The organism is Marinifaba aquimaris (genome assembly GCF_013328345.1).
Classification (GTDB): domain Bacteria; phylum Pseudomonadota; class Gammaproteobacteria; order Enterobacterales; family Alteromonadaceae; genus Marinifaba; species Marinifaba aquimaris.
This window is the reverse complement of sequence record NZ_JABULX010000007.1, coordinates 25,438-48,803: the sequence shown is the minus strand read 5'-3', so window position 1 is coordinate 48,803 and position 23,366 is coordinate 25,438. Positions and strand designations below refer to the sequence as shown.

Annotated in this window: 17 protein-coding genes; 6 read left to right on the top strand and 11 right to left on the bottom strand. The window is 40.4% G+C overall.

The window, feature by feature from the left end:
• The first annotated feature begins 6 nt into the window (after nucleotides 1–6).
• Complete coding sequence (gene ovoA / locus HR060_RS06710; RefSeq protein ID WP_174199521.1) at nucleotides 7–2,124, top strand: 5-histidylcysteine sulfoxide synthase; 2,118 nt, start codon at nucleotides 7–9, stop codon at nucleotides 2,122–2,124.
• Nucleotides 2,125–2,191: 67 nt separating this feature from the next.
• Here the strand turns inward: ovoA and hslU are convergent, their stop codons facing one another.
• The 5 genes from hslU to priA form a co-directional block, all read right to left on the bottom strand.
• Nucleotides 2,192–3,520 (bottom strand): ATP-dependent protease ATPase subunit HslU, encoded by a 1,329-nt coding sequence (gene hslU / locus HR060_RS06705; protein ID WP_174199520.1) that lies wholly within the window; start codon nucleotides 3,518–3,520, stop codon nucleotides 2,192–2,194.
• Between the two features lie 31 nt (nucleotides 3,521–3,551).
• Nucleotides 3,552–4,070: an ATP-dependent protease subunit HslV gene (hslV, locus tag HR060_RS06700; RefSeq protein WP_174199519.1), complete on the bottom strand. Its 519-nt coding sequence runs from the start codon at nucleotides 4,068–4,070 to the stop codon at nucleotides 3,552–3,554.
• Between the two features lie 157 nt (nucleotides 4,071–4,227).
• Nucleotides 4,228–4,776 carry an SPOR domain-containing protein gene (locus HR060_RS06695; RefSeq protein ID WP_174199518.1) on the bottom strand — a complete coding sequence of 183 codons (549 nt, stop codon included), beginning with the start codon at nucleotides 4,774–4,776 and terminating at the stop codon, nucleotides 4,228–4,230.
• 287 nt (nucleotides 4,777–5,063) lie between these two features.
• Nucleotides 5,064–5,528: a YybH family protein gene (locus HR060_RS06690; RefSeq protein ID WP_174199517.1), complete on the bottom strand. Its 465-nt coding sequence runs from the start codon at nucleotides 5,526–5,528 to the stop codon at nucleotides 5,064–5,066.
• 119 nt (nucleotides 5,529–5,647) lie between these two features.
• On the bottom strand, nucleotides 5,648–7,906 hold the full coding sequence (gene priA / locus HR060_RS06685; RefSeq protein WP_246283104.1) for a primosomal protein N': 2,259 nt from the start codon (nucleotides 7,904–7,906) through the stop codon (nucleotides 5,648–5,650).
• 170 nt (nucleotides 7,907–8,076) lie between these two features.
• On the opposite strand from priA, the gene rpmE reads away from it, so the two are divergent.
• From rpmE to HR060_RS06670, 3 genes are all read left to right on the top strand, one after another.
• Nucleotides 8,077–8,292, top strand: coding sequence for a 50S ribosomal protein L31 (gene rpmE, locus HR060_RS06680; RefSeq protein WP_174199516.1), 216 nt, complete (start codon nucleotides 8,077–8,079; stop codon nucleotides 8,290–8,292).
• 185 nt (nucleotides 8,293–8,477) lie between these two features.
• Nucleotides 8,478–9,260, top strand: a complete 783-nt coding sequence (locus HR060_RS06675; RefSeq protein ID WP_174199515.1) for a thermonuclease family protein — start codon at nucleotides 8,478–8,480, stop codon at nucleotides 9,258–9,260.
• 213 nt (nucleotides 9,261–9,473) lie between these two features.
• Nucleotides 9,474–10,340: a hypothetical protein gene (locus tag HR060_RS06670; RefSeq protein ID WP_174199514.1), complete on the top strand. Its 867-nt coding sequence runs from the start codon at nucleotides 9,474–9,476 to the stop codon at nucleotides 10,338–10,340.
• Here HR060_RS06670 and HR060_RS06665 read toward each other — a convergent pair.
• The 6 genes from HR060_RS06665 to rhlB all read right to left on the bottom strand — a co-directional run bounded on the left by HR060_RS06665 (nucleotide 10,337) and on the right by rhlB (nucleotide 21,408).
• Nucleotides 10,337–12,448 (bottom strand): ATP-binding protein, encoded by a 2,112-nt coding sequence (locus HR060_RS06665; RefSeq protein ID WP_174199513.1) that lies wholly within the window; start codon nucleotides 12,446–12,448, stop codon nucleotides 10,337–10,339. The two genes, HR060_RS06670 and HR060_RS06665, sit on opposite strands and share 4 nt — an antisense overlap.
• 62 nt (nucleotides 12,449–12,510) lie before the next feature.
• Nucleotides 12,511–15,009, bottom strand: coding sequence for an EAL domain-containing protein (locus HR060_RS06660; RefSeq protein WP_174199512.1), 2,499 nt, complete (start codon nucleotides 15,007–15,009; stop codon nucleotides 12,511–12,513).
• Nucleotides 15,010–15,133: 124 nt separating this feature from the next.
• On the bottom strand, nucleotides 15,134–17,422 hold the full coding sequence (locus HR060_RS06655; protein ID WP_174199511.1) for an EAL domain-containing protein: 2,289 nt from the start codon (nucleotides 17,420–17,422) through the stop codon (nucleotides 15,134–15,136).
• Nucleotides 17,422–18,546, bottom strand: coding sequence for an ATP-binding protein (locus HR060_RS06650; protein ID WP_174199510.1), 1,125 nt, complete (start codon nucleotides 18,544–18,546; stop codon nucleotides 17,422–17,424). The genes HR060_RS06655 and HR060_RS06650 overlap by 1 nt, the downstream gene beginning before the upstream one ends.
• 83 nt (nucleotides 18,547–18,629) lie before the next feature.
• Nucleotides 18,630–20,135, bottom strand: coding sequence for a guanosine-5'-triphosphate,3'-diphosphate diphosphatase (gppA, locus tag HR060_RS06645; protein ID WP_174199509.1), 1,506 nt, complete (start codon nucleotides 20,133–20,135; stop codon nucleotides 18,630–18,632).
• 13 nt (nucleotides 20,136–20,148) lie between these two features.
• On the bottom strand, nucleotides 20,149–21,408 hold the full coding sequence (rhlB, locus tag HR060_RS06640) for an ATP-dependent RNA helicase RhlB (RefSeq protein WP_174199508.1): 1,260 nt from the start codon (nucleotides 21,406–21,408) through the stop codon (nucleotides 20,149–20,151).
• Between the two features lie 114 nt (nucleotides 21,409–21,522).
• On the opposite strand from rhlB, the gene trxA reads away from it, so the two are divergent.
• The gene (gene trxA / locus HR060_RS06635; protein ID WP_174199507.1) at nucleotides 21,523–21,849 is read left to right on the top strand and encodes a thioredoxin TrxA; all 327 of its coding nucleotides are present in this window, start codon (nucleotides 21,523–21,525) and stop codon (nucleotides 21,847–21,849) included.
• Nucleotides 21,850–22,034: 185 nt separating this feature from the next.
• Complete coding sequence (gene rho, locus HR060_RS06630; protein WP_174199506.1) at nucleotides 22,035–23,303, top strand: transcription termination factor Rho; 1,269 nt, start codon at nucleotides 22,035–22,037, stop codon at nucleotides 23,301–23,303.
• The last annotated feature ends 63 nt before the right edge of the window (nucleotides 23,304–23,366 follow it).

The window sequence follows — 23,366 nt, the reverse complement described above, 5'->3', positions numbered from 1 at the left end:
TTAGACATGGAATATTTTGAGCCAACATTAAAACCACCCCTATTAACGGGTGAATCAATTGAGCAGAAACGCCAGCAAATCAAAGCTTATTTCCATAACTCATGGACTCAATATCAATCGCTATTTAGCAATATCAATAATGATGACGCGTTTTATAAAAAAGCCGAACGTTTACGCCACCCACTTATTTTTTACTTTGGCCATACCGCGACATTTTTTATCAATAAATTGATATTGGGTAAATATATCGATAAAAGAATCGACCCACACCTTGAAGCAATTTGTGCTGTTGGGGTGGATGAAATGTCTTGGGATGATCTTGATAGTAAAAATTATGATTGGCCAGCAGTTGACGCTGTTAGGGCCTATCGCGATAAGGTTTATAAACTGATCAATCAAATTATTGATGACATGCCGCTTTTATTGCCTATTCAGCAAGATTCATTGGCTTGGATTATCTTGATGGGGATTGAGCATGAGCGCATTCACCTCGAGACCTCATCTGTCATAATCCGTATGTTGGATACATCCGATATTACTGAGCAAGCTGGTTGGCAAGCTTGCCAAGACAGTGCGCCAGCACCTAAAAATAGCTTTGTGGCGATTACCGGAAAAACCTTACAACAGGGTAAACCTCAGGCTAATGCCACCTACGGGTGGGACAACGAATACGGCCAAAAATCAATGGATGTCGCTGATTTTGAAGCGAGCCAATATTTAGTGTCTAACCAAGAGTTCTTGAGTTTTGTTGAAGCTGGAGGTTATCAAAAACCGCAATACTGGACAGAAGAAGGTCAAGCTTGGCTTAAATCACAACAGCCAAATATGCCAAGGTTTTGGTCAAAGCGTAATGGACAGTATTGGCAACGTAATTTAACTTCCGAAATGCCTTTACCGCTTAATTGGCCCGTAGAGGTAAATTACCTCGAAGCTAAAGCTTTTTGCAATTGGCTTGCACAGACAACTGGCGAATTTATTAGACTGCCAACTGAAGCTGAGTGGCAGTTGTTAAGAGATATTCAGCCACTTGAGTTAGCTAACTGGAATGAGGCGCCGGGTAATATTAACTTAGAGTTTTTTGCCTCTTCGTGTCCGGTCAATCGCTTTCAGGTCGATGGTCTTTTTGATGTGATAGGTAATGTTTGGCAATGGACAGAGACACCAATCGATGGTTTTGACGGTTTTAAGGTGCACCCCTTATACGACGATTTCTCGACACCAACTTTTGATGGTAAACACAACCTCATCAAAGGTGGCTCTTGGATTTCAACGGGTAATGAAGCACAGCGAGATTCGCGTTACGCATTTAGGCGCCACTTTTTTCAACACGCAGGTTTTCGTTACATCCGCAGTCAAACCTCAGAGCTACCAGTAGAGCCTGTAGTGATTTGTGAGACGCAAGCGGATATTGCCAATCAACTACAAGATCAGTACCTCTCCAGCGGTTTGAATATTGCTGAGTTAAAACCGTTAGCAAAGCGGGTCGAACATATTTTAAAACGTGTTAAACCTCAAGCAACACGTGCTCTTGATTTAGGCTGTGGTGTCGGGCGAGGCACATTTGAATTAGCCAAATATTTTGAACATGTTGATGGTATCGATTTTACCGCAAGACATATTCAACATGCGTTAGCTATCAAGGAGCAACAAACAGTTAGATTTGCGACATCGATTGAAGGTGAAATCCTCGATTATCACGAGGTTAACTTAGCCAAACTTAAATTCACGTCTTTGGCAGATAAGGTAGGGTTTTATCAGGGAGATGCGCATAACTTAAAGCCTCAGTTTACCGGTTATGATTTAATTTATGCCGATAGCTTACTTGAGCACCTTTACGACCCTAGATTGTGTTTATCAGCAATACAGCAACGATTAAACCCACAAGGCTATTTGGTTCTTAATTCCGCTTATCAATGGGATGAAAGCGCAACTGAAAAAGCGAAATGGTTGGGTGGTATTAAGGTTAATGGTGAGAATCTAACAGGGTTTGATGCTTTACAAAGTATCTTGAGTACGCACTTTGACTTAGTCACCCAAGAAGAGTTATTGCAATCACAAGGTACTAATGCACGATGTTTATCAGTGCAAAAAAGCCATCTGACAGTCTGGCGACTGAAATCCTAGTGGCTGACAATGAGCAATAAAAAAGAGCGGATAACCGCTCTTTTTTTTAACTAGTTACAAGCTTTTATTAGAGTACAAAGCGACTTAAATCTTCGTCTTCTACTAAGGTATCTAAGTGTTTATTTACGTATGCTGCATCAATCACAAATGACTGGCCGCTTTTTTCCGACGCATCATAAGATATCTCTTCCATTAAGCGCTCCATTACTGTGTGTAATCGACGTGCACCAATGTTCTCTGTTTTCTCGTTAACTTGCCAAGCGGCTTTGGCAATTTGCTCGATACCATCTTCGGTAAAGCTGATATCAACACCTTCAGTACCCATTAACGCGATTTGTTGCTCAGTTAATGAGGCATTTGGCTCAGTTAAGATTCGAACAAAATCTTCAGACGTTAACGCTGATAATTCAACGCGGATTGGTAAACGACCTTGTAATTCAGGAATTAAGTCAGATGGTTTAGCGACTTGGAAAGCACCTGATGTAATAAACAAAATGTGATCAGTTTTGATCATGCCGTGTTTAGTACTGACCGTGCTACCTTCGATCAAAGGTAATAAGTCACGCTGAACACCTTCGCGAGAGACATCAGGACCTGATGATTCACCGCGCTTACAAATCTTATCGATTTCATCAATAAAGACGATACCGTTTTGTTCAACAGCGTTAATAGCTGCTTCTTTTAAATCTTCTGGGTTAACTAATTTTTGCGCTTCTTCTTCGACTAAAAGCTTTAAGGCTTCTTTCACTTTTAGTTTGCGCTGTTTCGTTTCTTTACCCGATAAGTTCTGGAACATGCCTTGCAACTGGTTTGTCATTTCTTCCATACCAGGAGGCGCCATAATTTCTACACCTACTTGTGGTGCGGCAACGTCAATTTCGATTTCTTTCTCGTCTAATTGACCTTCGCGTAATTTCTTGCGGAAAACCTGACGCGTGCTTGAATCATCAACTTGCTCAACTTCGCCAAAAGTGTTTTGTGGGCGAGGGAGTAACGCATCTAAAATGCGTTCTTCAGCGGCTTCTTCTGCACGATTTTTAACTTTTTTCGTTTCTTGTTCGCGAACCAGTTTTACTGAGATATCGGCTAAATCGCGAATGATAGTTTCAACTTCTTTACCGACGTAGCCCACTTCAGTGAATTTAGTCGCTTCTACTTTGATAAAAGGTGCGTTTGCCAGTTTTGCTAAGCGACGTGCAATTTCAGTTTTACCAACGCCCGTTGGGCCAATCATTAAGATATTTTTCGGTGTCACTTCTTGGCGCAGTTCTTCATTTAACTGCATACGACGCCAGCGGTTGCGCAAGGCGATAGCAACGGCTTTTTTCGCGTCGCTTTGACCAATAATATGGCTATTTAATTCAGATACTATTTCTCTAGGTGTCATTTCCGACATAACAAAATCTCTTTAGCTTAATTCGTGCGGATTAAAGTTCTTCAATCGTTTGATTAGTGTTGGTGTAAACACAAATATTGCCAGCAATTGTTAGGCTTTTTTCAACAATATCTCGGGCACTTAATTCGGTATTTTCAATTAAAGCAGTAGCGGCTGCTTGTGCAAATGGGCCACCAGAACCAATAGCAATAAGGTCGTGTTCAGGCTGAATAACATCGCCATTACCTGTAATAATTAGCGATGTTTCTTTATCTGCTACAGCGAGTAGGGCTTCAAGTTTTCTCAATGCGCGGTCGGTACGCCAGTCTTTTGCCAATTCGACAGCAGAGCGCAATAAGTGACCTTGATGCATTTCTAATTTGCTTTCAAAGCGTTCAAATAATGTGAAGGCGTCAGCTGTACCGCCTGCAAAGCCTGCAATCACTTTTCCATTGTATAAATGGCGTACTTTTTTAGCATTACCTTTCATTACGGTATTGCCTAAAGAAACTTGACCGTCACCACCGATGGCAACTTTACCGTCACGACGAGCTGAAACTATCGTTGTCACTATTGTATATTCCTATTTGAGGTCAGTGGGAAGTGTCATGTCTATTATAAGTAATAGACAAAGAGGCAGAAATAAAAACGCCCACTAACAAAATAATCTTACTCTGTTAATGGGCGCTAATTTCTTTATTTCAAGGGTATGACAAGATTTGCTTATGCTATTTCCAGTTCCATAACCAAATTTTACAACCGTTGATGCGGTTGTTCTGTAAGCGGTGACGATCGCGCTCAGCATCGCGTTTAGTTTGATAAGGGCCAAGAACAACTCGGTACCATTTACCATTTTTACCTTCGGTCACTTTAATTTGTGACTCTATACCCATAAATGCGATTTTCGCTTTCATCGTTTCTGCTGGGTTATTGCTTCTAAATGATGCGCATTGCATTTGATACAGTTTGTCTGACTTTTCGCGCTCTGGTACTTCAACTTCCACTTCTTTTTCAGGTAAATCTTTAATATAGCTCCATTTTTCTTTTGGCTTTTCTGGTAAAGGCTCTGCTTTTTTCTCAATGGGTGCAGGCGTTGAAGCGGGTGTATCTTCTGCAGAACCATTAATTGCGTACAAACCATAAGCCATAGCCAATAAGCCAATTAAGCCTATGACGCCAACTAAAATTACTTTAATGCCAAGGGCTGGTTTTTCAGGGGCGGGTGGGGTGTTCTTTTTTGTAGCTGGGCCACGTTTTTTATAATCTCTTGGTGCCATGTAAATAAAAAGCTTGTGAAAAATAAGGCAAATCAAGCGGCGATTATAACCTTATGTGTTGATAAAAATCAGTAAGCCAAAGCTCAGATAAATTGTAAGTTTTTGTACTAAATGTACATTTATTTTTAATTAGCCACCCACTGATCAATATCAAGCCATTCACTGTCTAATCTGTATGATCTGGATATTAGCTTAATTGATGTAATCGAAATTCAGGTTTAATGCATGATAAGAACAGCTTATAATCGAGTCAGTAACAAGCTGCTCTTAACGAAAAAATAAGCTCGTTAATTGAAGATGTTTTTTTCAATTAGCCATTGACCATCTTTCTCAACCCAAATAGACATGTAATGACCAAGCCAAGTGCTACCCGATTGACCAGTACCTCTACTTTCACCTAGCTCGATATATTTATCGCCTGCTTTTTCTAGCGATATCGTAGTTACCGTCACAGACACTGGCCTTTGCACGAGTACTTCATTGAGGTGTTGAGTAATGGCTTCTCGTCCCTGAATTCGCATCCCGCCATGACCTATCAACCAAGCATCTGGGGTATATCGATATTGAATATCACTGATATCACCTTTAACTACATTGTGGGCGTAATCAAGGTTGGATTGATTGATAAGTTGAGTGATTTTACTTGTTTCACTAGCGAATAATTTAGCAGGCATTATTAAGGCTATTAATAAGGTGACAAAACTAATCAAAGCGAGTTTAAATTGACGATTTTTATTAAGAGAGTAGCGCATTGAATATCCATTAATTGGTTGTTTTAATTACAAATATCTTTGCTGAAAAAAAATAAAAATGTAGTGGATATCGGCTAATTAACACTCGTTTGAGATAAATTTAATTTCATTAACTGGGCTTAATTGAGCTCTTGTGGGTCGATATCTAAGGTCCAACGCACCGTGCTGTAACCTTTTTGAGCTTCAAGTAATTGAGTTAAATGCTGCATTGCCGCATTTAAATGACCTCTGTGATTGGATTCAAAAACCATGAGATAACGATATCGGCCGGCGCGTTTCTCTTGAGGTGCTGGCATGGCGGGTATAGCGACCACTTTTTGATAGTGAGACTGCAAGTAAGGATTAAAGGTATTTGAAGTTTGTTGGCAAAAAGCCAGAACGGTTTCTAGCTGCAATGCTTCTACTCTTAATAATGCCCATGATTGAAAAGGAGGGAGCTTCATCGCATTTCTTTCATCGAGCAGGTAGTTTTGCACATCTGCATAACCTTTTTTAATGATGGTTTGTAGTAACTCGTGTTCTGGATTGTGAGTTTGCAGTAGCACTTGTCCTTTTTTTTCACCGCGTCCGGCACGGCCAGATACTTGCACTAATAATTGCATCATGCGCTCCAGTGCGCGGAAGTCTGCACTGTAAAGAGCGTGATCTAAATTCATCACTACTGTTAATGTCAGGTTTGGAAAATGATGGCCTTTGGCTAGCATTTGTGTGCCAATCAATAATTGGTGCTCGCCTTTATTGATGGCTTCTAGTTTGCGCTCTAACTCGCCTTTTCTACGAGTGCTATCTCTATCTATGCGCAAGGTATTCGCTTCTGGAAAGCGTTCTGATAAAAAGCTTTCTAATTGCTCGGTTCCTACCCCCCAGTCGACGATTTGTGTTGAACCACAATCGTGGCACTGCATCGGAACCGCTTGTATGTCACCACAGTGATGGCATTGCAATTGATTGATGCTTTTGTGATAAGTGTAGTGATTATCACAGCGTTGGCATTCTGAAACCCAGCCACATTCATGGCAGATAAGAGCAGGGGAGAAACCTCGGCGGTTGAGGAAAATGAGAACCTGATTACCTGCATTTAAATGCTGTTCAATACACTGCAACACTCCATAGGCGAGGCCTGCTTGCATAGGCTGATGCTTAATGTCTAATAACTCGGGAACTGGCGGAGCTGTTTTTTGCGCTCTTTTAGTGAGTTTTAACTTTAAATATCGGTTTTGATTTGCATTGTTAACCGTTTCTAAAGACGGTGTCGCTGAACCCAAAATAACGGGGATGCTTTGTAAATGTGCTCTTTTCACTGCAATATCACGAGCGTTATAACGCAGACCATCTTGTTGTTTATAAGAGATATCATGCTCTTCATCTAAGATGATCATACCTAGGCTTGGCATGGGCACTAAAACGGATGAGCGGGTACCTATAATGATTTGCGCAAGGCCGAGTTTCGCTTTAAGCCAGGCGTTGTGTCGTTCAGTGTCATTGAGTTCTGAATGTAAAGTGAGTATTTCGGTATTAAAGCGATTGCGAAAGCGGCCTAAAGTTTGTGGCGTTAAACCGATTTCTGGCACCAATACCAGCACTTGTTTTCCTTGTTTTAGTACTTGTTCTATTGCTTGTAAATAAACTTCGGTTTTACCACTGCCTGTCACGCCTTCGAGTAGTATGGGTTTAAATGTACTCAAATGTTGATTGATCTGTTCAAGTGCTATTACTTGCTCATCATTCAACGTAAGCGGCGTTTCTGCCAAGCTCACTGGCGCTTTGACATCGTGCTCGAGTGGAATTTTCTCAGTTGCTGTTATCGCGCCCAATTCACTGAGTTTTTTAATTAACGCTTGTGCATAACCTTGTTGTTTTAATCGACTATCTGCGATTTCTGCTGTTTGTTTTAACTCTTCAATCAAGGACAGTTGTTTTTTGGCGCGTTTACTGATTTGGCTAAAGGCACTTTCATCGCCTAGTTGCCAATAGGTCTCCATTTCTGGCTTCGCTATTTCACCTGTTTTAAGCTTTTTCGGTAGCAGGTTGATAAAGACTTCGCCTGGTGGGCATACGTAGTACTGTGCAACCCAGTTCTTTAGGGCGACCATTGCGGGATCTAGTAGAGGAATATGGTCAATGATGCGTGACAGCGGTTTGATTTTATCCGCTGAAAATTCTGTTTTATCACTGATATTTACAACAACGGCAATTTGTTTTTGTCTGCCCCAAGGCACTTCAACACGACTGCCTATTGATAGGCTGCTTTCTAACGCTTCAGGGATCTTGTAATCGAATAAACGCCTTAATGGAACGGCGACAGCAACGTGAGCAAATAGCATATGGGCGCATGAAAAGAAGTGGTGCGCTAATTTATCATTGTCTGCTTTAACCAAGCAAGCTCGGGGACGGCAATTTAATTGCTCATTTTTTGATAAATGCTTGATCGGTTAGGCGAGATCACTTATTATTCGCGCCCGAATTTTATAGTAACTTCACATGGTGTTTGGTGACATTTTTTGTTGACCATTTGGCGATGTGGCCTCAATTAAGAAGGTAATCCAAAATGAAACAAGGTATTCACCCAGAATACGCAGAGATCACTGCAAAGTGTTCTTGTGGTAACGAAATCAAAACTCGTTCAACTGTTGGCAAAGACATTTTCTTAGACGTATGTTCTGAGTGTCACCCATTCTACACAGGTAAGCAACGTATCGTTGATACTGGTGGTCGTGTTGATCGTTTCAAAAAGCGTTTTGGCGCTTTATCTAGCAAAAAGTAATATTTGCTTAGACGATTCTAAAAAGGCGCTATCTAGCGCCTTTTTTTGTACCTGCCTGTTTTCTTTCTCTATTATTCCCAATAAAAACGCTTCATCCTTGGCTTAGTTTTCAACTATCATCATAGTTTATCAACGAGTAAAGCCATATTTCATTGCTTACCCAATGACCCAGAATACTGATTAAGATGTTTAAGTCACTGTTATCCTTTTTTTTACTGTTAATGCTCCCTTGTTATGCTTTAGCAAATGCTAAATGTTCAGCAGCGAGCTTTGATCAAACCGAAACTATTACCAAAGTTATTGATGGCGATACAGTGCGCTTGAGGGATGGCAGCTTGGTGCGATTAATTGGTATCGATGCGCCAGAAATGGACTTTGATGATGCGACCAAAAGTGAGGCCGATGCACTTAAAGCCAAAGAATACTTGGCACAGCTCATTGGTAAGAAAAAAGTGCATCTCAGTTTTGATCAAGATTTTATTGATCCCTACAACCGCATGTTAGCCCACTTGTATAATGACCAAGGTCAAAATTTACAGGCGGCCATGCTCAGTGCAGGACTAGCCAAGCATTGGGTGATCGGCGCTAACGATCAATTTTGGCCTTGCTACAAAAAAGCAGAAATTAAAGCTAGGCAGGCAAAACAAAATATTTGGTTTCCCACTCGTAGTAATGTTCTAAGTAGCGAAGAGGCAAGGTATTACCGAGGGCAATATAAAGAATATCAAGGTAAAATTACCCGTGTTTGGAGTGATGATGACAATGTAACTTGGGTTGTTCTTGATAAGTACTTGTATTTGGGGATCCGCTTTAAAGATCTAGCCTTGTTTGAAAAATATCAATTATCTAAAGAGCGTCAAGGTGAGCTATTTGTGGTTCGTGGAAAAACCTATTACCACAAAAAGCGATGGCGTATCGATTTAACACATCCTTGGCAGGTTATTACGCAAAGCGAGCTCACTCGTTAAGAAGTAATGCGTTTAAAGCAACTCAACAATCACGCGTTACAATTGTTAGCAAGCTATTTACATATAGTTTTGTTACAATCATATGACTAATAATAAAAAGCACTAAATGGTCTAATTACCCATTAGATCAATGGAATTAATAACAATATTCAAGGGTTATCTGTGCCTACTATGTGGTTAGGCATGATGTTTAATTCTATGCAGTGAGTGCCTATGTCTTTTTTGGCTAAGATTTTACTACTTGTTTTCTTTATCCCTTCGCTTGCTTTAGCACAAACGCTACCCAAAGTTAAAGCGACTGTCGATCTGGATGTTAAGCGCGATTATGATGCGTTTTTAAAAGGTCGAGATCCGTTAACGATCACCGATTTTTCTGGTGAACATTCTCGTCGAGATGTTGTAGAACTGATTATCTTACAGCAAGCACTACATTTAGGCGGTTATCCTGCACAAGTCGAGTGGGTACTTACTCAAGGTTACAATCACTCTATTCAGTTAGTCGCGACAGGTTTTGCCACTGTCAGAGGAACGCCTGCTTGGGGTAACGACGCCTATCGTACATCTGATGAAGTTTTTATATCGCAAAGCTTAATTAACATCGGTGACTTTATTGTTGGTCTTTATACCTCCCCGGCTAATACCAAAGCCCTTTCGAGTAAAACTGAACGAGATGTTAAATCACTGACCGCTATTGCTAATCGCCAGTGGTTTGTCGATTGGCGAACGCTGAAGCGCTTAGACTTTGCTGAGGTAAAGAGCGTCAGACCATGGCCTAGAATGGTTAAACATGTATCTGAGTTAAAAGGCGATTTCACTTTAGCGCCATTTCAATCAACGCCAGATATGTCACTGATTGTTGAAGGTAAAAAGCTTATACCTATTCCTAACTTTAAAATCGCTTTAGATGATACCCGCCATTGGATCGTGACCAAGAATCATCCTGATGGCCATGCTATATTTAAAGCGTTATCCAAAGGCTTACAAGAGTTACTCGACTCTGGTGCTTATGCGCAAGCGTATCGTGAGTCAGGTTTTATGAATGAGCGCGTCGCTCACTGGCAAACGCTCAAAGTCAATTAATCGTGCTGATATAGCACTTGGTTGAGCTCGAAGTGAAGATCATCAAAGATCGAATCGAGCTCTGCCAAATCTCCCGTCTTTAAAATTGTTTCTAAACGTTCAGCGTGCTTGGAAATATCAGCAAAGCCAAAGTTACCAGCAGCCCCTTTTAAGTTGTGGGCAACTTTTTGTAGCTTCTCCCAGTTATGGGTTGATTTGGCGTGTTTGAGCATTTCAACTTCACATGGCAAGGTTTCAACATATTCTTTAACTAGTCTTTGGTAGGCTTGGCTATTGAGACTAAATTGCGGCACTTGTGTAGTCGTTTCTGTTTTTTCAATATCTGCTTGGTCATTGTTTTCAGTGCAAAAACTACCAATAACTTTGTGGAACTCTGCCATATTGAGCGGCTTACTAATATGGGCGTTAAATCCATTCGTCAGGTAATGATTGACCTCGTTCGTCATCGCATTTGCAGTGAGGGCAATAATAGGCGTATCTGAATCAGTTTGACGTATGATGCTGGTTGCTTGCTCACCTGACATCACGGGCATTTGAATATCCATCAGTATTAAATCGTATTCATTAACGATGGCATGTTCTACTGCTTCAGCACCATTACATACCTGGTCGACTTCCAATCCAAGTTGTTGTAAGTGCATTAAGATCAATTGACGGTTATCCGTATGGTCTTCGGCAAGTAAAACTTTACCTTGTAATTGAATCGCTCGTTTTTGCTGATTTTTTGGGTTTACGGCAATTTCAGGCATACACATAACCAAGTTTGTTTCATCTGCCTGGGCTTTGATTTGGAAGTGAAAGCTCGAGCCTTCATCTACTTTACTGTGGACATCAAAGTTACCGCCCATTTTTTCAACTAGTTGCTTACTGATAAATAATCCTAGCCCTGTACCGCCTGAATTGCGTTTAAACGTTGTGCTTGCCTGAGAATAAGGTTTAAACAAGGCTTGCTGCATTTCTTCAGACATACCTATTCCGGTATCTCTAACGGTGAACTCTAATTCGTCATACTCGGCTTGATAACAAATATCGACATCAACACTGCCTTTATCGGTGAATTTGATGGCATTGGTACACAGGTTGATTAAAACCTGCTTTAAGCGAGTAGGATCGGTTTGAATATGTGTCGGCAGTGGAAAGTGATAATGCAGCTGGAGGTTCAGTCCTTTGCCTCCAGCAATGACTGTTTGCATTGTCTCGACGTCTTTGAGTAATTCAAACAACTCGCATTGTTTTGAGTCTATTTCAAATTTCCCAGCTTCAATTTTAGATAAATCAAGTATGTCATTAACTAGTGTAAGTAAGTGTTCACCATTGTGATAGATGGTTTTTACTATGCCTTCTTTTGTTTCTCGACTTTGATTGTCCTGAAAATAACTATCGGCATAACCCATTATTGCGGTTAGTGGCGTGCGAATTTCATGGCTCATATTGGCTAAAAACTCACGTTTGAATCGGTTCGATTCAAATTCACGTTCGAGTAATTGCTGCTTTTCTTTATTCGCTAAATTGATGTCTTGTTCATATAAAAAAAGCCTTCTGTTGACTTTTTCTAAGATGATACTGGAAAGCCAGGTAGCAACTGACCAGATGATTAACATCAAAATGACCGTACGCTCGACATCGCCAAAGCGATCAAAATAGGCAAGTGTCACTATAGGTATAGCGCTACAGGCGACACCCGCAAGTAGAGATAATTTAGAACCAAGCTGACAGATCACAATGCCAAATAAGAAAAATAAAGCGGAAGGGACAACTTGCATATGCCGTTCTAGCATAATGACATTGAGGAAAATAATGTAAAAAATGCCTACGCTGACATAAATAAGTAAAGATTGCCGTAAGCTAAAAAAACGCCAGCGCGAAATCGTCAGAAAGGTCATCAAGCCCCAAAAAACCAAGTAAATGCTGCGTACTTGCACTAAATGGTCGAACTGTTCGGGGTGATTAAAGTAGTCACTGAGTAAAAATATTAGGGGTAATAACCCACCTAGCCAATAAACAAATGCAACAATAGGGCGGGCTCGATTTTCAATGTGTCTTTTGTACTTTCTTTCTTCAGGTTCTTTAAATTTGATGGGAGAAAGCAGCGAGCCGTGGATATTCATGTTTTGCCCTTTGTTGACTTATGTCTTTAAGTTATCAAAGAATTCTTAGCAATGCGAGAAGCTTAACCTGTGTTGATATTGATAGGGTGATTAAGGCTGTGCTTTTGATTCCACTGATTGAGCCAAATTAAGTAATCGTTTAGGGCAAGTGGGCGACTGAAGTAGAAACCTTGGCCAATATCACAACCTAAGTCTTTGAGTGTTTCAAATGTTGCTTTGTCTTCAATGCCTTCTGCAACGGCTTGTAAACTAAGGTTGTTACTCAGGTTAATGATATTTTCTGTGATCGTGTAGTTTTGTTCTTTACTTGCAATACCAACGACGAATGACTTGTCGATTTTAAGCTCATTAACGGGTAATAAGCTCAAATAGGATAGCGATGAGTAACCAGTACCGAAATCATCAATACTGGTCAATATGCCCATTTCACTGACCATTTCGAGTACTAAGTGCGCCTGACCTGGGTCCGAGATCATCGCTGACTCGGTTACTTCCAACAATAGCTGCTGCGGTTTTAACTGAGTTGATTCAAAAGCAGATTTCAGACGCTGAATAAAATTGCTCAGCTCTAAATCCTGAACTGAGATATTGACCGATATTTGATGTCCTGGACAAGCTCTGTCTATGACTTGATTAATTTGTAGGGCTTCTTTTAATACCCAAGAGGTTAATTCGTTAATCAAACCAGACTCTTCAGCAAGGGGAATAAACTCTTTAGGTGAAATACTGCCGTGTTCAATATGTTGCCAACGTATCAGTGCTTCAGCGCCAATAATTTTATTGGTTTGTAAATCAACCTGAGGTTGTAAATATAGTGCGAGCTCATTAGGTGTTGATAACGCGCGTTTTAAAGCCGCCATCATGGCGAGCCTTCGCTCGGTATAAAGGTTCTTCTCATCAGAATAAAGAACAAAGGTGAGTTGTTTCTGAGTGGCTAAATTAGCTGAGATATTTAAGTTTTGAATTAATTGCTCGGTTGTATTGCCGTGTAAGTTCGAAAACACTGCGCCGATGTGGCAATCACAGCTTAAACTGAGAGAGTGGTAATTGATCGGCTTTTGAATGAGTTCGCGAATCTCATCACAAAGTTCACCTAATTCAGCATTATAACCTCTAAAGGCTATAACTAAGGTACCACGCTCAAGCTGAGCAAGCTTTTGCCCATAACTACCATCTACTTCAAAAGTCAGTGCATTTTTTTGTTTCTGACTCCAAATACACAATCGTTCAGACAATAGGCAGAGTATGCGATTTGCCGCTTTCAAACCTATGGTGTTGCGGATTTCATCAATTCTGCACAAGTCGATTTGCAACAAAGTGAAGTTTAAAAAAGCTTTGTAATTGCTGAGCTCTTTATAAACTAAATTGCGGTTTGGTAAGCGCGTTAACGGATCGTGTGTGGCAAGAAATACTTTCTCTTTTTCGTTTTGTCGCAACTTATCTGCCAGCGCCACAGACATCAGCAATGCTTCGAGTAACAGTGCTAAATCAAGCCAGTGTGTTCGCCATTCTGTTGTTGGTATTACTTGCCAAATAGTGAGTTGAATATATGCAACGGCGACGACAAGTGGTAGCCAGCTAAAGATATAAAACCTAGCGGTGATCTCACCTTTTCGCCAACAGGTTAGCGCGGCAATCAAGAAAGTAGGGCCTGCAATAACGGTTAGTGCACTAATGGCGATCATGGCAATAGATGGCGGCAATGCTAAAGCAAAAATCGTCAAGATAAAGCTGACGCTAGTCAGCAAGTTAATGATCTTCAGTAAGGGTTTGGAATACTGTCTTAAGTTTATAAAGTCGGCGCAAAATAAACCTGCAAAACCTATAGCGGCCAGTACAAATGAATAAGTGAAGGGTAGTAATAAGCTATAGAGCTGTTCACCGATATAGATAGGGCCGAAACCGCTAAATAAGCTACGCCACAAAATTGTGAGCAGTATGTAGCTTGAATACCAAATATAAGCTTTGTGCCTGATGCCAAAGAAGTTGATGATATTGTACAAAGCCAAAGCGAGCAAAATACCAATGAAAGCTCCTTTGAGTGGCAGTTGCCAAATTTGTTCATCGATAAAAGCTGCTTGTGTCCATATAAGTGGGCGAGTGCCGCTGTTAACACCAGAGAGTTTTACTAGCAGAGTAATATCTTCTTGGCTGCTTTTAAAAGCGAAGCTTGGACTGTGGTGTCTAAATTCTGGTTTGCTATTTTTGATATCTAAGTGCTGGATCACCTTGCCGGCTTGTATTAAAAAAAACTCAGCGGCAAAGCTGGAGGAATTTTGTAACTCGAAAATAAGTGGTTGGTTAGACGGTGTCAGGTCTTTGATCGATGTGGCAAGCCAAACCGTCCCTGTAGCAAAGTTGAGCTCGATGTAGTCCGAAGACATAAAAGGGTAGCTATCGATTGCTGAGATCGCATCATTAACTTGGTACTTATTATCCTCATCATAAATGATATGGAAATCTTGACCGCGTTTGAGAATAGAGTTGTTTTCCTGAGCGCAAACTGTACTTATTAGCATAAAGCTAGCAAGTAACAGAAACGCAAAGGTTCTAAAAAACATGGCGTCTACAACCTACTTTATAATTATTATTATTACAGAAATGTGTAATTTGAGTAAAAAACCACCTTTGATAGTATGCAGAAAAATCAGAATGCATTAAAGCTCTTTTAAAAGATTATTTCTGCTACTGATAGACTTGTTTGAACTTGGCTAAGATCTCATCAAAATACAGCTCAATATCCCGACCGTTATCACCTAGCTCCATTACTCGTTCAACACCTGTTTCAATTAAACCAATTAGGTAGTTTTCTTGCTCCTCTGCTAAATCTAAAACATGTATAGAAGAGCGAACATCTAAAATTAACAAGTCGATTACTTCATGAGTCTCTTTTTCATATTCATCAAATTTGGTTCGCAAGCTTGCTAAAATATCGTCTAGGCCATACATGAGTTCATTGGTTGAACGCTGTCTTATCAAATCTGCCCACTTGGCTTCTAAACCTTCTATTAGCGCAGCAATAATGTCGTTGTAGCGACCGTAAAGTACCTCATCTGTTGTAGGCATATTCTTTATCAAAAAGGAAACATGTTCATCATTAACCATGGTCCTTGATTTGAAGTGATATAAACGGCCTGCCGGTAATAACATTTCGAATAGGTTCTCTTCCATTGGGCTACAACTGGTATTGTTTGGTGCAAAAGACCGCGTACCAAAACTTGATCTAAACTGGATACAGGTTTTAAGTTGTAACTCATCCATAAAACCAAAAAATAAATTAGCCAATTCTTGGTCATTCTGACAAGCAAAAGATTCTTTAAAAAAGCGTAATATAGAGCCGTATTGTGACGCTTCCGTCATTGACTGGAATGCCATATTTTGCGCTTCATCACCTTGCTCTTTCAGCTCTTCCTGATCGAGGTGATAACTGTATAACCTTCTCAATTTTGAAAGCAATTCGCCTAACTGCAGCGGTTTACCAATAAAGTCATCCCCTCCTGCAGAATAAGCTTTTAATCTTTGCTCCTTAGTATCTGAACCAGATATAAAAATAACAGAAGGCGGCTTATAAAGAGATTTTAATTTTTCACAAACTTGAAAGCCATCTACACCAGGTAAATTAATATCCAGTAGTACAATATCTGGATTTACTGTTTCAACCTCATTTAAAAAGTGTTGAGCCGAAGTAAACGAAGTAAAATTGAACTCTTCTGCTAAGGTCTCGCCCAGCAACGTAATAAAATCTAGGTCATCATCCACTGCACAGACAGTAAACCCCACGTCTTTTCCACTGTTGATATTTATGTAGTTTGGGTTGGCTTTCATCCACTTTTCAGCATCATCCGCTGTCATGGGTTTACCGTAGTAAAAACCTTGGCCAATATCACAGCCTAATTTGGTTAATTCATCAATAGCTTCTTGGGTTTCAATACCTTCAGCTACGACTTTGATTCCCAGTTTATGAGCCATTTCAATGGTAGAGTTGATGATGGTACGCGATTGAATATTGTCAGAAAAGTTTGTGATAAATGAGCGATCAATCTTTAGCTCATTAAAAGGAATATTCTTTAACTGCTGAACAGAAGAGTAACCTGTTCCAAAATCATCAATGGATAAATTAAAGCCTTTCATTCTTAGCCTTGTAAGAATTTCTAATGAACTACTTTGATCATCTGCGAGGGCACTTTCAGTCAGCTCAATGATAATTTGTTGCGGCAAAAGGCCATGCTGTGATGTTTTATTCGCTAAATAGTCAGGTATATCGAGTTGATTAAGTGAGCGAGCTGAAATATTGATTGCAACTTTTAAACTGGTTTCACCTTTGGACCATTTATTGAGTTGTGGTAAAACCAAATCGATCACTTGATAGGTGATCTTATCGATTAGCCCATTTTCTTCTGCGATTGGGATAAAGATACTGGGCGGTATAGCAACGCCGTTGTGAAACCACCTTGCTAAGCTTTCAAACCCAACTAAGTGCATGTTTTTTAGGTTAAATTTAGGCTGGAAATAAACCGTTAACGCATTGTTATCGACTGCTTCCTTTAAAGCGGACAATAACTGTTGTTCATTGATGTCTTGCTCTTCTTTTATTTGCTCTTGGTTTGATGTGGGATCAAATTCTAGCGCTTTTAAGAAAGTATCGAGCGAGAACGGTTTATTCAACGCTGCAATTAAATTTAGTTTATAGGTTTCAGCCAGTTGCTTGGCTGAATTTAAAATGGCTGGCTCACACCCAGAGGCAATGATGATCTTAGCATTACAGCGATGATCTTTAAGCCAACGCAGCAGTTGAACACCATCGTATCCAGGAATACTTAAATCAACAATTATGCAGTCATAATCATCACAGTTTTGCTGCTCAATTTGTTCACCATTAGATATTGTAGTAACGCTCGAACCAGCAATTTCTGCGGCATCAGAGACGAATTCAGCAAATAAATCATCATCATCGATGAGTAGAATGTGTTGCATCAATTTATATCCTTGTCTTTTTCTGCAGCCACTACACTTGAGCTAATGGTTAAGCATTCTGCTCGGGTGGGAATAAATAGGCTGACTTGCGTACCGGTACTACTACTATCGACCTCGATATACCCGTTATGCGCTTTAATAAAATTGTGAACGAAACTTAAACCTAAACCTGCCCCAAGTGATTTCACTTTATCACTGGCAAATGGCGCAAATATTCTATCTTTGATGGCTTGTTTAATACCGTGACCACTATCTTTAACTGCAAAGTGAATAAAAGGTTTATTGGCCAAAGGCGTTTTAGGTGAGCTTGTGTCTACCTGCAATTCAATATTGCCGTTGGGTTCCAATGCATGACTTGCATTGCTAATAAGTACTTTTAAAGCATCGATAAGGTGCTCAGGGTCGACCTCTAAATGGGGCAGTGCATCTTTTATCACTAGGGATAGGTCTTGGCCGTTATTGAGCTCTTGCTTTAAATGAAATACTTGAATAGGCAGAAACTCATTCAAGTCAGTTTCCACTTTTTTTGCTAATGCAGCCCGGCCGCAGCTCGCTAGGCTGTAGTTGAAATCTAGGCCGCGCTGTACGTTTTTTAAAATGGTATCACAGCGCTTTTTCAGATTTTCTGATTGCTGTACTTGTAGTTGTAGTATTTCGATATGACCTGAAATGCTGTTTAGGATGTTATTAAAATCATGGGCTATGGGTCTTGCAACATGTGTTAGTGCATCTAACTTTTGTTTTTGCTCACAAGGTAAATTAATTGGAGGGTGATCAGCGATTAAAAACATGCAGCCACAAGCAAGGTCCTCATCAATCATAGCGCCTTGCTTACAGACTTTGATGAAATCACCAGATGGCGTTTGTAATTGAAAACAAATGTTGAGGGTTTGCCCTTCAATAAGTGCTTGATGAGCTTGAAGGTAGTCTTGCTGATCTTGTGGGCAAACGAGCTCATACTCTTGAGCTAAAGTTTGGGGCGCGCTTTCACTAAAAAGCGCTAAGCCTTTACTGGTTTTGATGGGGCTTGTCAGAAACTGACTGAAGTTGGGAATGTGGAGCTGCCAAACACCAAATTCCATTTTAGCTCTGTCCGGTGTTATCGCTAACAAGGTTCCCTCCATGCACTTTACCCAAACTACATTTAAGTATAGGCAAAATCTTGAATTTGTTAGCTTCTTTCTAGGATTGAGAGAAAAAGATAGATTTAGCTAAAAACTAATGTAAGGCCAAGTTGCTTGAGGTGCTGGCTTTCTTGTTTGAGTTCTTCAGCCATTAGTGGGTGCTGTTTTAACCACTCTGGCATAAAAGAGAGTTTTAACTGCTCGGCACTATCAACGGTTATTTTTACATCGGGTCTTACTTCGTCTTTTCTTCTCATATTTAGAAGAATGGCGAGTCTGAGGATAAAGGTTAACTGCGCAGCCAGCACAGGGCTTGTCATGGTTTGTGATTCCACTACTTTAGGATCGATATCATCTCTAAAGTTTGCCACCAGTGCGATCAATAACTTGCGTTGAGATAAACTAAAACCCGGAATCGCTGTGTTATTGAGTATATAAGCGCCGTGTTTATTCGCGTATTTGAAATCGACTGAAAAACCGACTTCATGAAGCAGTGCCGCTGCTTCTAATACCGCTTGTCCTTCGTGTTGGGCTAGATTCCAATGAGGGTTTTGATTATTGAGTTGGCTAAACAGCTTTAATGCTGTTGCTTTGACATTCTCAGCATGAGTTGCATCAAGCTGGTACCTTTGAATAAAACTATGTGTGGTTCTGGCGCGAACGTCTTGTTGTTGTAAATGCGCGATCATGCCATAGATGAGCCCCTCTCTTAATGCGCCACCAGCAAGAACGAGGTAACCTATGTTCAAGCTTCGGAACATAGCAATTAAAATAGCCAAACCGCTGACAAATACTGGCTTTCTCTCTTCGGCTAAACCAATTAAGTCTAGTTGTTCAATCGTGCCACATGAAATGGCTTGCTCCATTAGCATTTCTAGTCGTGCTAGATTGATGATTTCATCATGTCCTTGGGCGATTAAGCACTCTTGTACTGCCTGTGGTGTACCTGATGCACCTAAACATGCATCCCATCCATGTGCTGTGTAAAGAGCAACTTTCTCTTGAATCACGGCTTGAGCTGAGCCAATTGCTGCATCGAATTTAGTTTGATCGATATGACCATCTGCAAAGAATTTTTTCAAATAGGTGACACAGCCAATATCAAAACTATTAACCACTTTAGGTGAAAACTTTTCACCTGCGACTAATTCGGTACTTGCTCCACCAATATCGATAATGAGTTTTTTGGTTGCTGTGCCAGAGGTATGTGCTACACCAATGTAAATTTGTTCAGCTTCTTCGTTCCCAGAAATGATATTGATAGGTTGGCCGAGCACTTGCTCTGCTTTGGTTAAAAACGCGTCGACATTTTTAGCCAATCTCAGCGTTGCTGTACCGACAACGCGGACTTGGTTTGTTGGAATATCTTGTAGGCGTTCGGCGAATAATGACAAGCAATCCCAGCCTCTTGCCATTGCTTCATCCGATAATTTCATTTCATCATCCAAACCTGCTGCTAAACGCACTTTGCGTTTAATTTTTCCTATTGTTTGAATACTGTCATTCACTTCTCTAACAATCAGCATGTGGAAGCTATTAGAGCCAAGGTCTATAGCTGCATAAATAGGTGCGGTTTGGATCACTGTCATAAACTGCCTTTTATTAGTGACTAGGTTTTCTGCTGTGGTATTGACGATTATGGTGTCTGTGTTTTGAACGCGCTTGAGGTCTAGGTGCTTTTACATCATCCAATAATTCATCAGGGTTGTAACGGCAGGTTGGTAATTCATGCCCTACATAAGCTTCAATTGCCGGTAGGTTATAAATGTACTTTTCACATGCAAAACTAATTGCATGGCCTGATTCACCAGCACGTCCTGTTCGACCAATGCGGTGAACATAGTCTTCACAGTCATCCGGTAAGTCGTAGTTGAAAACGTGACTTACTTTAGGGATGTGTAAACCTCGAGCTGCTACATCGGTTGCTACTAAGATGTCCAAATCACCTTTAGTAAAGCTTTCTAAAATTGCTAAGCGTTTTTTCTGATTAACATCGCCCGTTAATAAACCTGCCCTATGACCATCTGACTTTAACCAACGGTAGACGTTTTCACAGCCAATTTTTGTGTTTGAAAATACAATGGCTTTATCTGGCCATTCGTCTTCAATAAGCGTTAATAGCAGTAAGATTTTATCTTCATCAGAAGGGTGGAATAGCTCTTCAGTAATACGACCTGACAACATTTTCTCTGGTTCGATGTGAACATGAGTCGGATCGGTCATTTGCTCGTAGGCTAATTCTTGTACTTTTAGAGACAGTGTTGCTGAGAAGACTAAGTTGAGTCTGTCTTCTGCAGGAGGCATCTTTCTAAAGAGGTAGCGTATGTCTTTGATAAAGCCTAAATCGAACATGCGATCGGCTTCATCGAGCACCATAACCTGAACAGCAGATAGATTTAATTCGCCTTGCTTATAATAATCGATTATACGACCTGTGGTGCCAATTAAAATATCTACACCTTTTTCTAATTGTTGGCGTTGATCTTCGTAACCTTCGCCCCCATATATCAAAGCAAGCGATAATCCAGTGTGCTTGGCAAGCAATGCTGCATCCTTGTGGATCTGCACTGCGAGCTCTCTAGTTGGAGCAAGAATAACGGCTCTAGGACGGTTGCCAAGCTTAGGTGTAGCTAGTGGATTAGAGAGTAAGTGATGAAAGGTCGCAAGTAAAAACGCCATGGTTTTACCCGTGCCGGTTTGAGCTTGACCTGCTACATCGCCACCTTTAAGTGCTATTGGCAAACTTTTGGCTTGAATAGGGGTGCAGTATGAATAATTTGCATCTGCAAGCGCTTTTTTTATTTCTGGCGCAAGCGCCAGCGAGTCAAATTTGACATCGCTTAAGTGTTTTTTAGTAGTCATAGTGCTGCTAGCATAGCAGTTTAAACTTGCAATAAAAAACACAATCGTTTAAAAAACGCCTTAATTATAACTTTTGTATCTGCGCTGTTGCAGATCGACATTTTGGAGATAGCGATGAGTGACGCTACTATTGAATTAACAAACGATAATTTCGATGCTGAAGTTATTAACTCTGACTTACCTGTTTTGGTTGATTTTTGGGCTGAATGGTGTGGTCCTTGTAAAATGATTGCTCCTGTTATCGACGAAGTTGCAACTGAATTAGCGGGTAAAGTTAAAATCGGTAAATTAAACGTTGATGATTCAAATGAAGTGGCTGCTAAGTTCAACATCCGTGGTATCCCTACATTATTAATGTTTAAAAACGGCGCTGTAGTAGATAACAAAGTTGGTGCAGTTTCTAAAGGCCAATTAGTTGAGTTCATCAACAGCCATATTTAATCAAAATCCTAAAAGCCCAATTTTAATTGGGCTTTTTTCTGGATCTATCCAAATTTTATTGCTACCTTTAGCTGGTCTTTCCAACAGACATACCTAATCGATTTCTTAATTGTCAAACAGCAAAGATTGCAAAAGACGAGAACCGTTCTTCGAGTCAAAAAATTCAATTTAAAGAACCCACCAAAATGAACTTAACTGAATTAAAGAAAAAACCAATTAATGAGCTAGTAAAACTAGCTGAATCAATGGGCTTAGAAAATACCGCCCGCCTACGTAAGCAAGACATTATTTTCTCAATTTTAAAGACACACGCTAAAGGTGGTGAAGACATCTTTGGTGACGGTGCTTTAGAAATTTTACAAGATGGCTTTGGTTTCTTGCGTTCAGCTGACTCTTCATATTTGGCGGGTCCTGATGATATTTATGTATCTCCATCTCAGATTCGCCGTTTTAACCTTAGAACGGGTGATACAATTGCCGGTAAGATTCGCCCACCAAAAGATGGTGAGCGTTATTTTGCCCTGTTGAAGATTAACCAAGTAAACTTCGACAAACCTGAGAACTCGCGCAACAAGATTTTATTTGAAAACTTAACGCCATTACATGCAACAGAGCGCATGGTAATGGAGCGTGGTAATGGTTCAACAGAAGATATTACAGCACGTGTATTAGACTTAGCGTCTCCTATCGGTAAAGGTCAACGTGCTTTATTAGTTGCACCACCAAAAGCTGGTAAAACGATGCTTTTACAGAACTTAGCGCAATCAATTGCAGCTAAGAACCCTGAATGTGAGTTGATGGTATTGCTTATCGACGAACGTCCAGAAGAAGTAACTGAAATGCAACGTCTTGTTCGCGGTGAAGTTGTGGCATCAACGTTTGATGAGCCAGCATCGCGTCACGTGCAAGTTGCCGAAATGGTTATCGAAAAAGCAAAACGTTTAGTTGAGCACAAAAAAGATGTCGTTATCTTACTTGATTCAATTACCCGTCTTGCTCGTGCTTACAACACTGTTATCCCTTCATCAGGTAAAGTACTAACCGGTGGTGTGGATGCAAACGCATTACATAAACCTAAGCGTTTCTTCGGTGCGGCACGTAACGTTGAAGAGGGTGGTAGTTTAACTATTATTGCTACCGCACTTATCGATACGGGTTCTAAAATGGATGAAGTTATCTATGAAGAATTCAAAGGTACGGGTAACTCTGAAATCCACTTAAATCGCAAAATTGCTGAAAAACGCGTTTTCCCAGCGATTGATATCAAGCGCTCAGGTACGCGTCGCGAAGAGCTATTAACAAGCTCTGAAGAATTACAAAAAATGTGGATCTTACGAAAGATTGTCCACGATATGACCGAAATTGATGCGATGGAATTCTTAATTGATAAGTTATCAATGACTAAGACAAATGACGAATTCTTCGACGCTATGAAGCGTCAAAAAGGCGGTTAAATCAGCGTCTTTTACTCAAGCTATAAATTTAAAAAGCCAACATTTAATGTTGGCTTTTTTTGT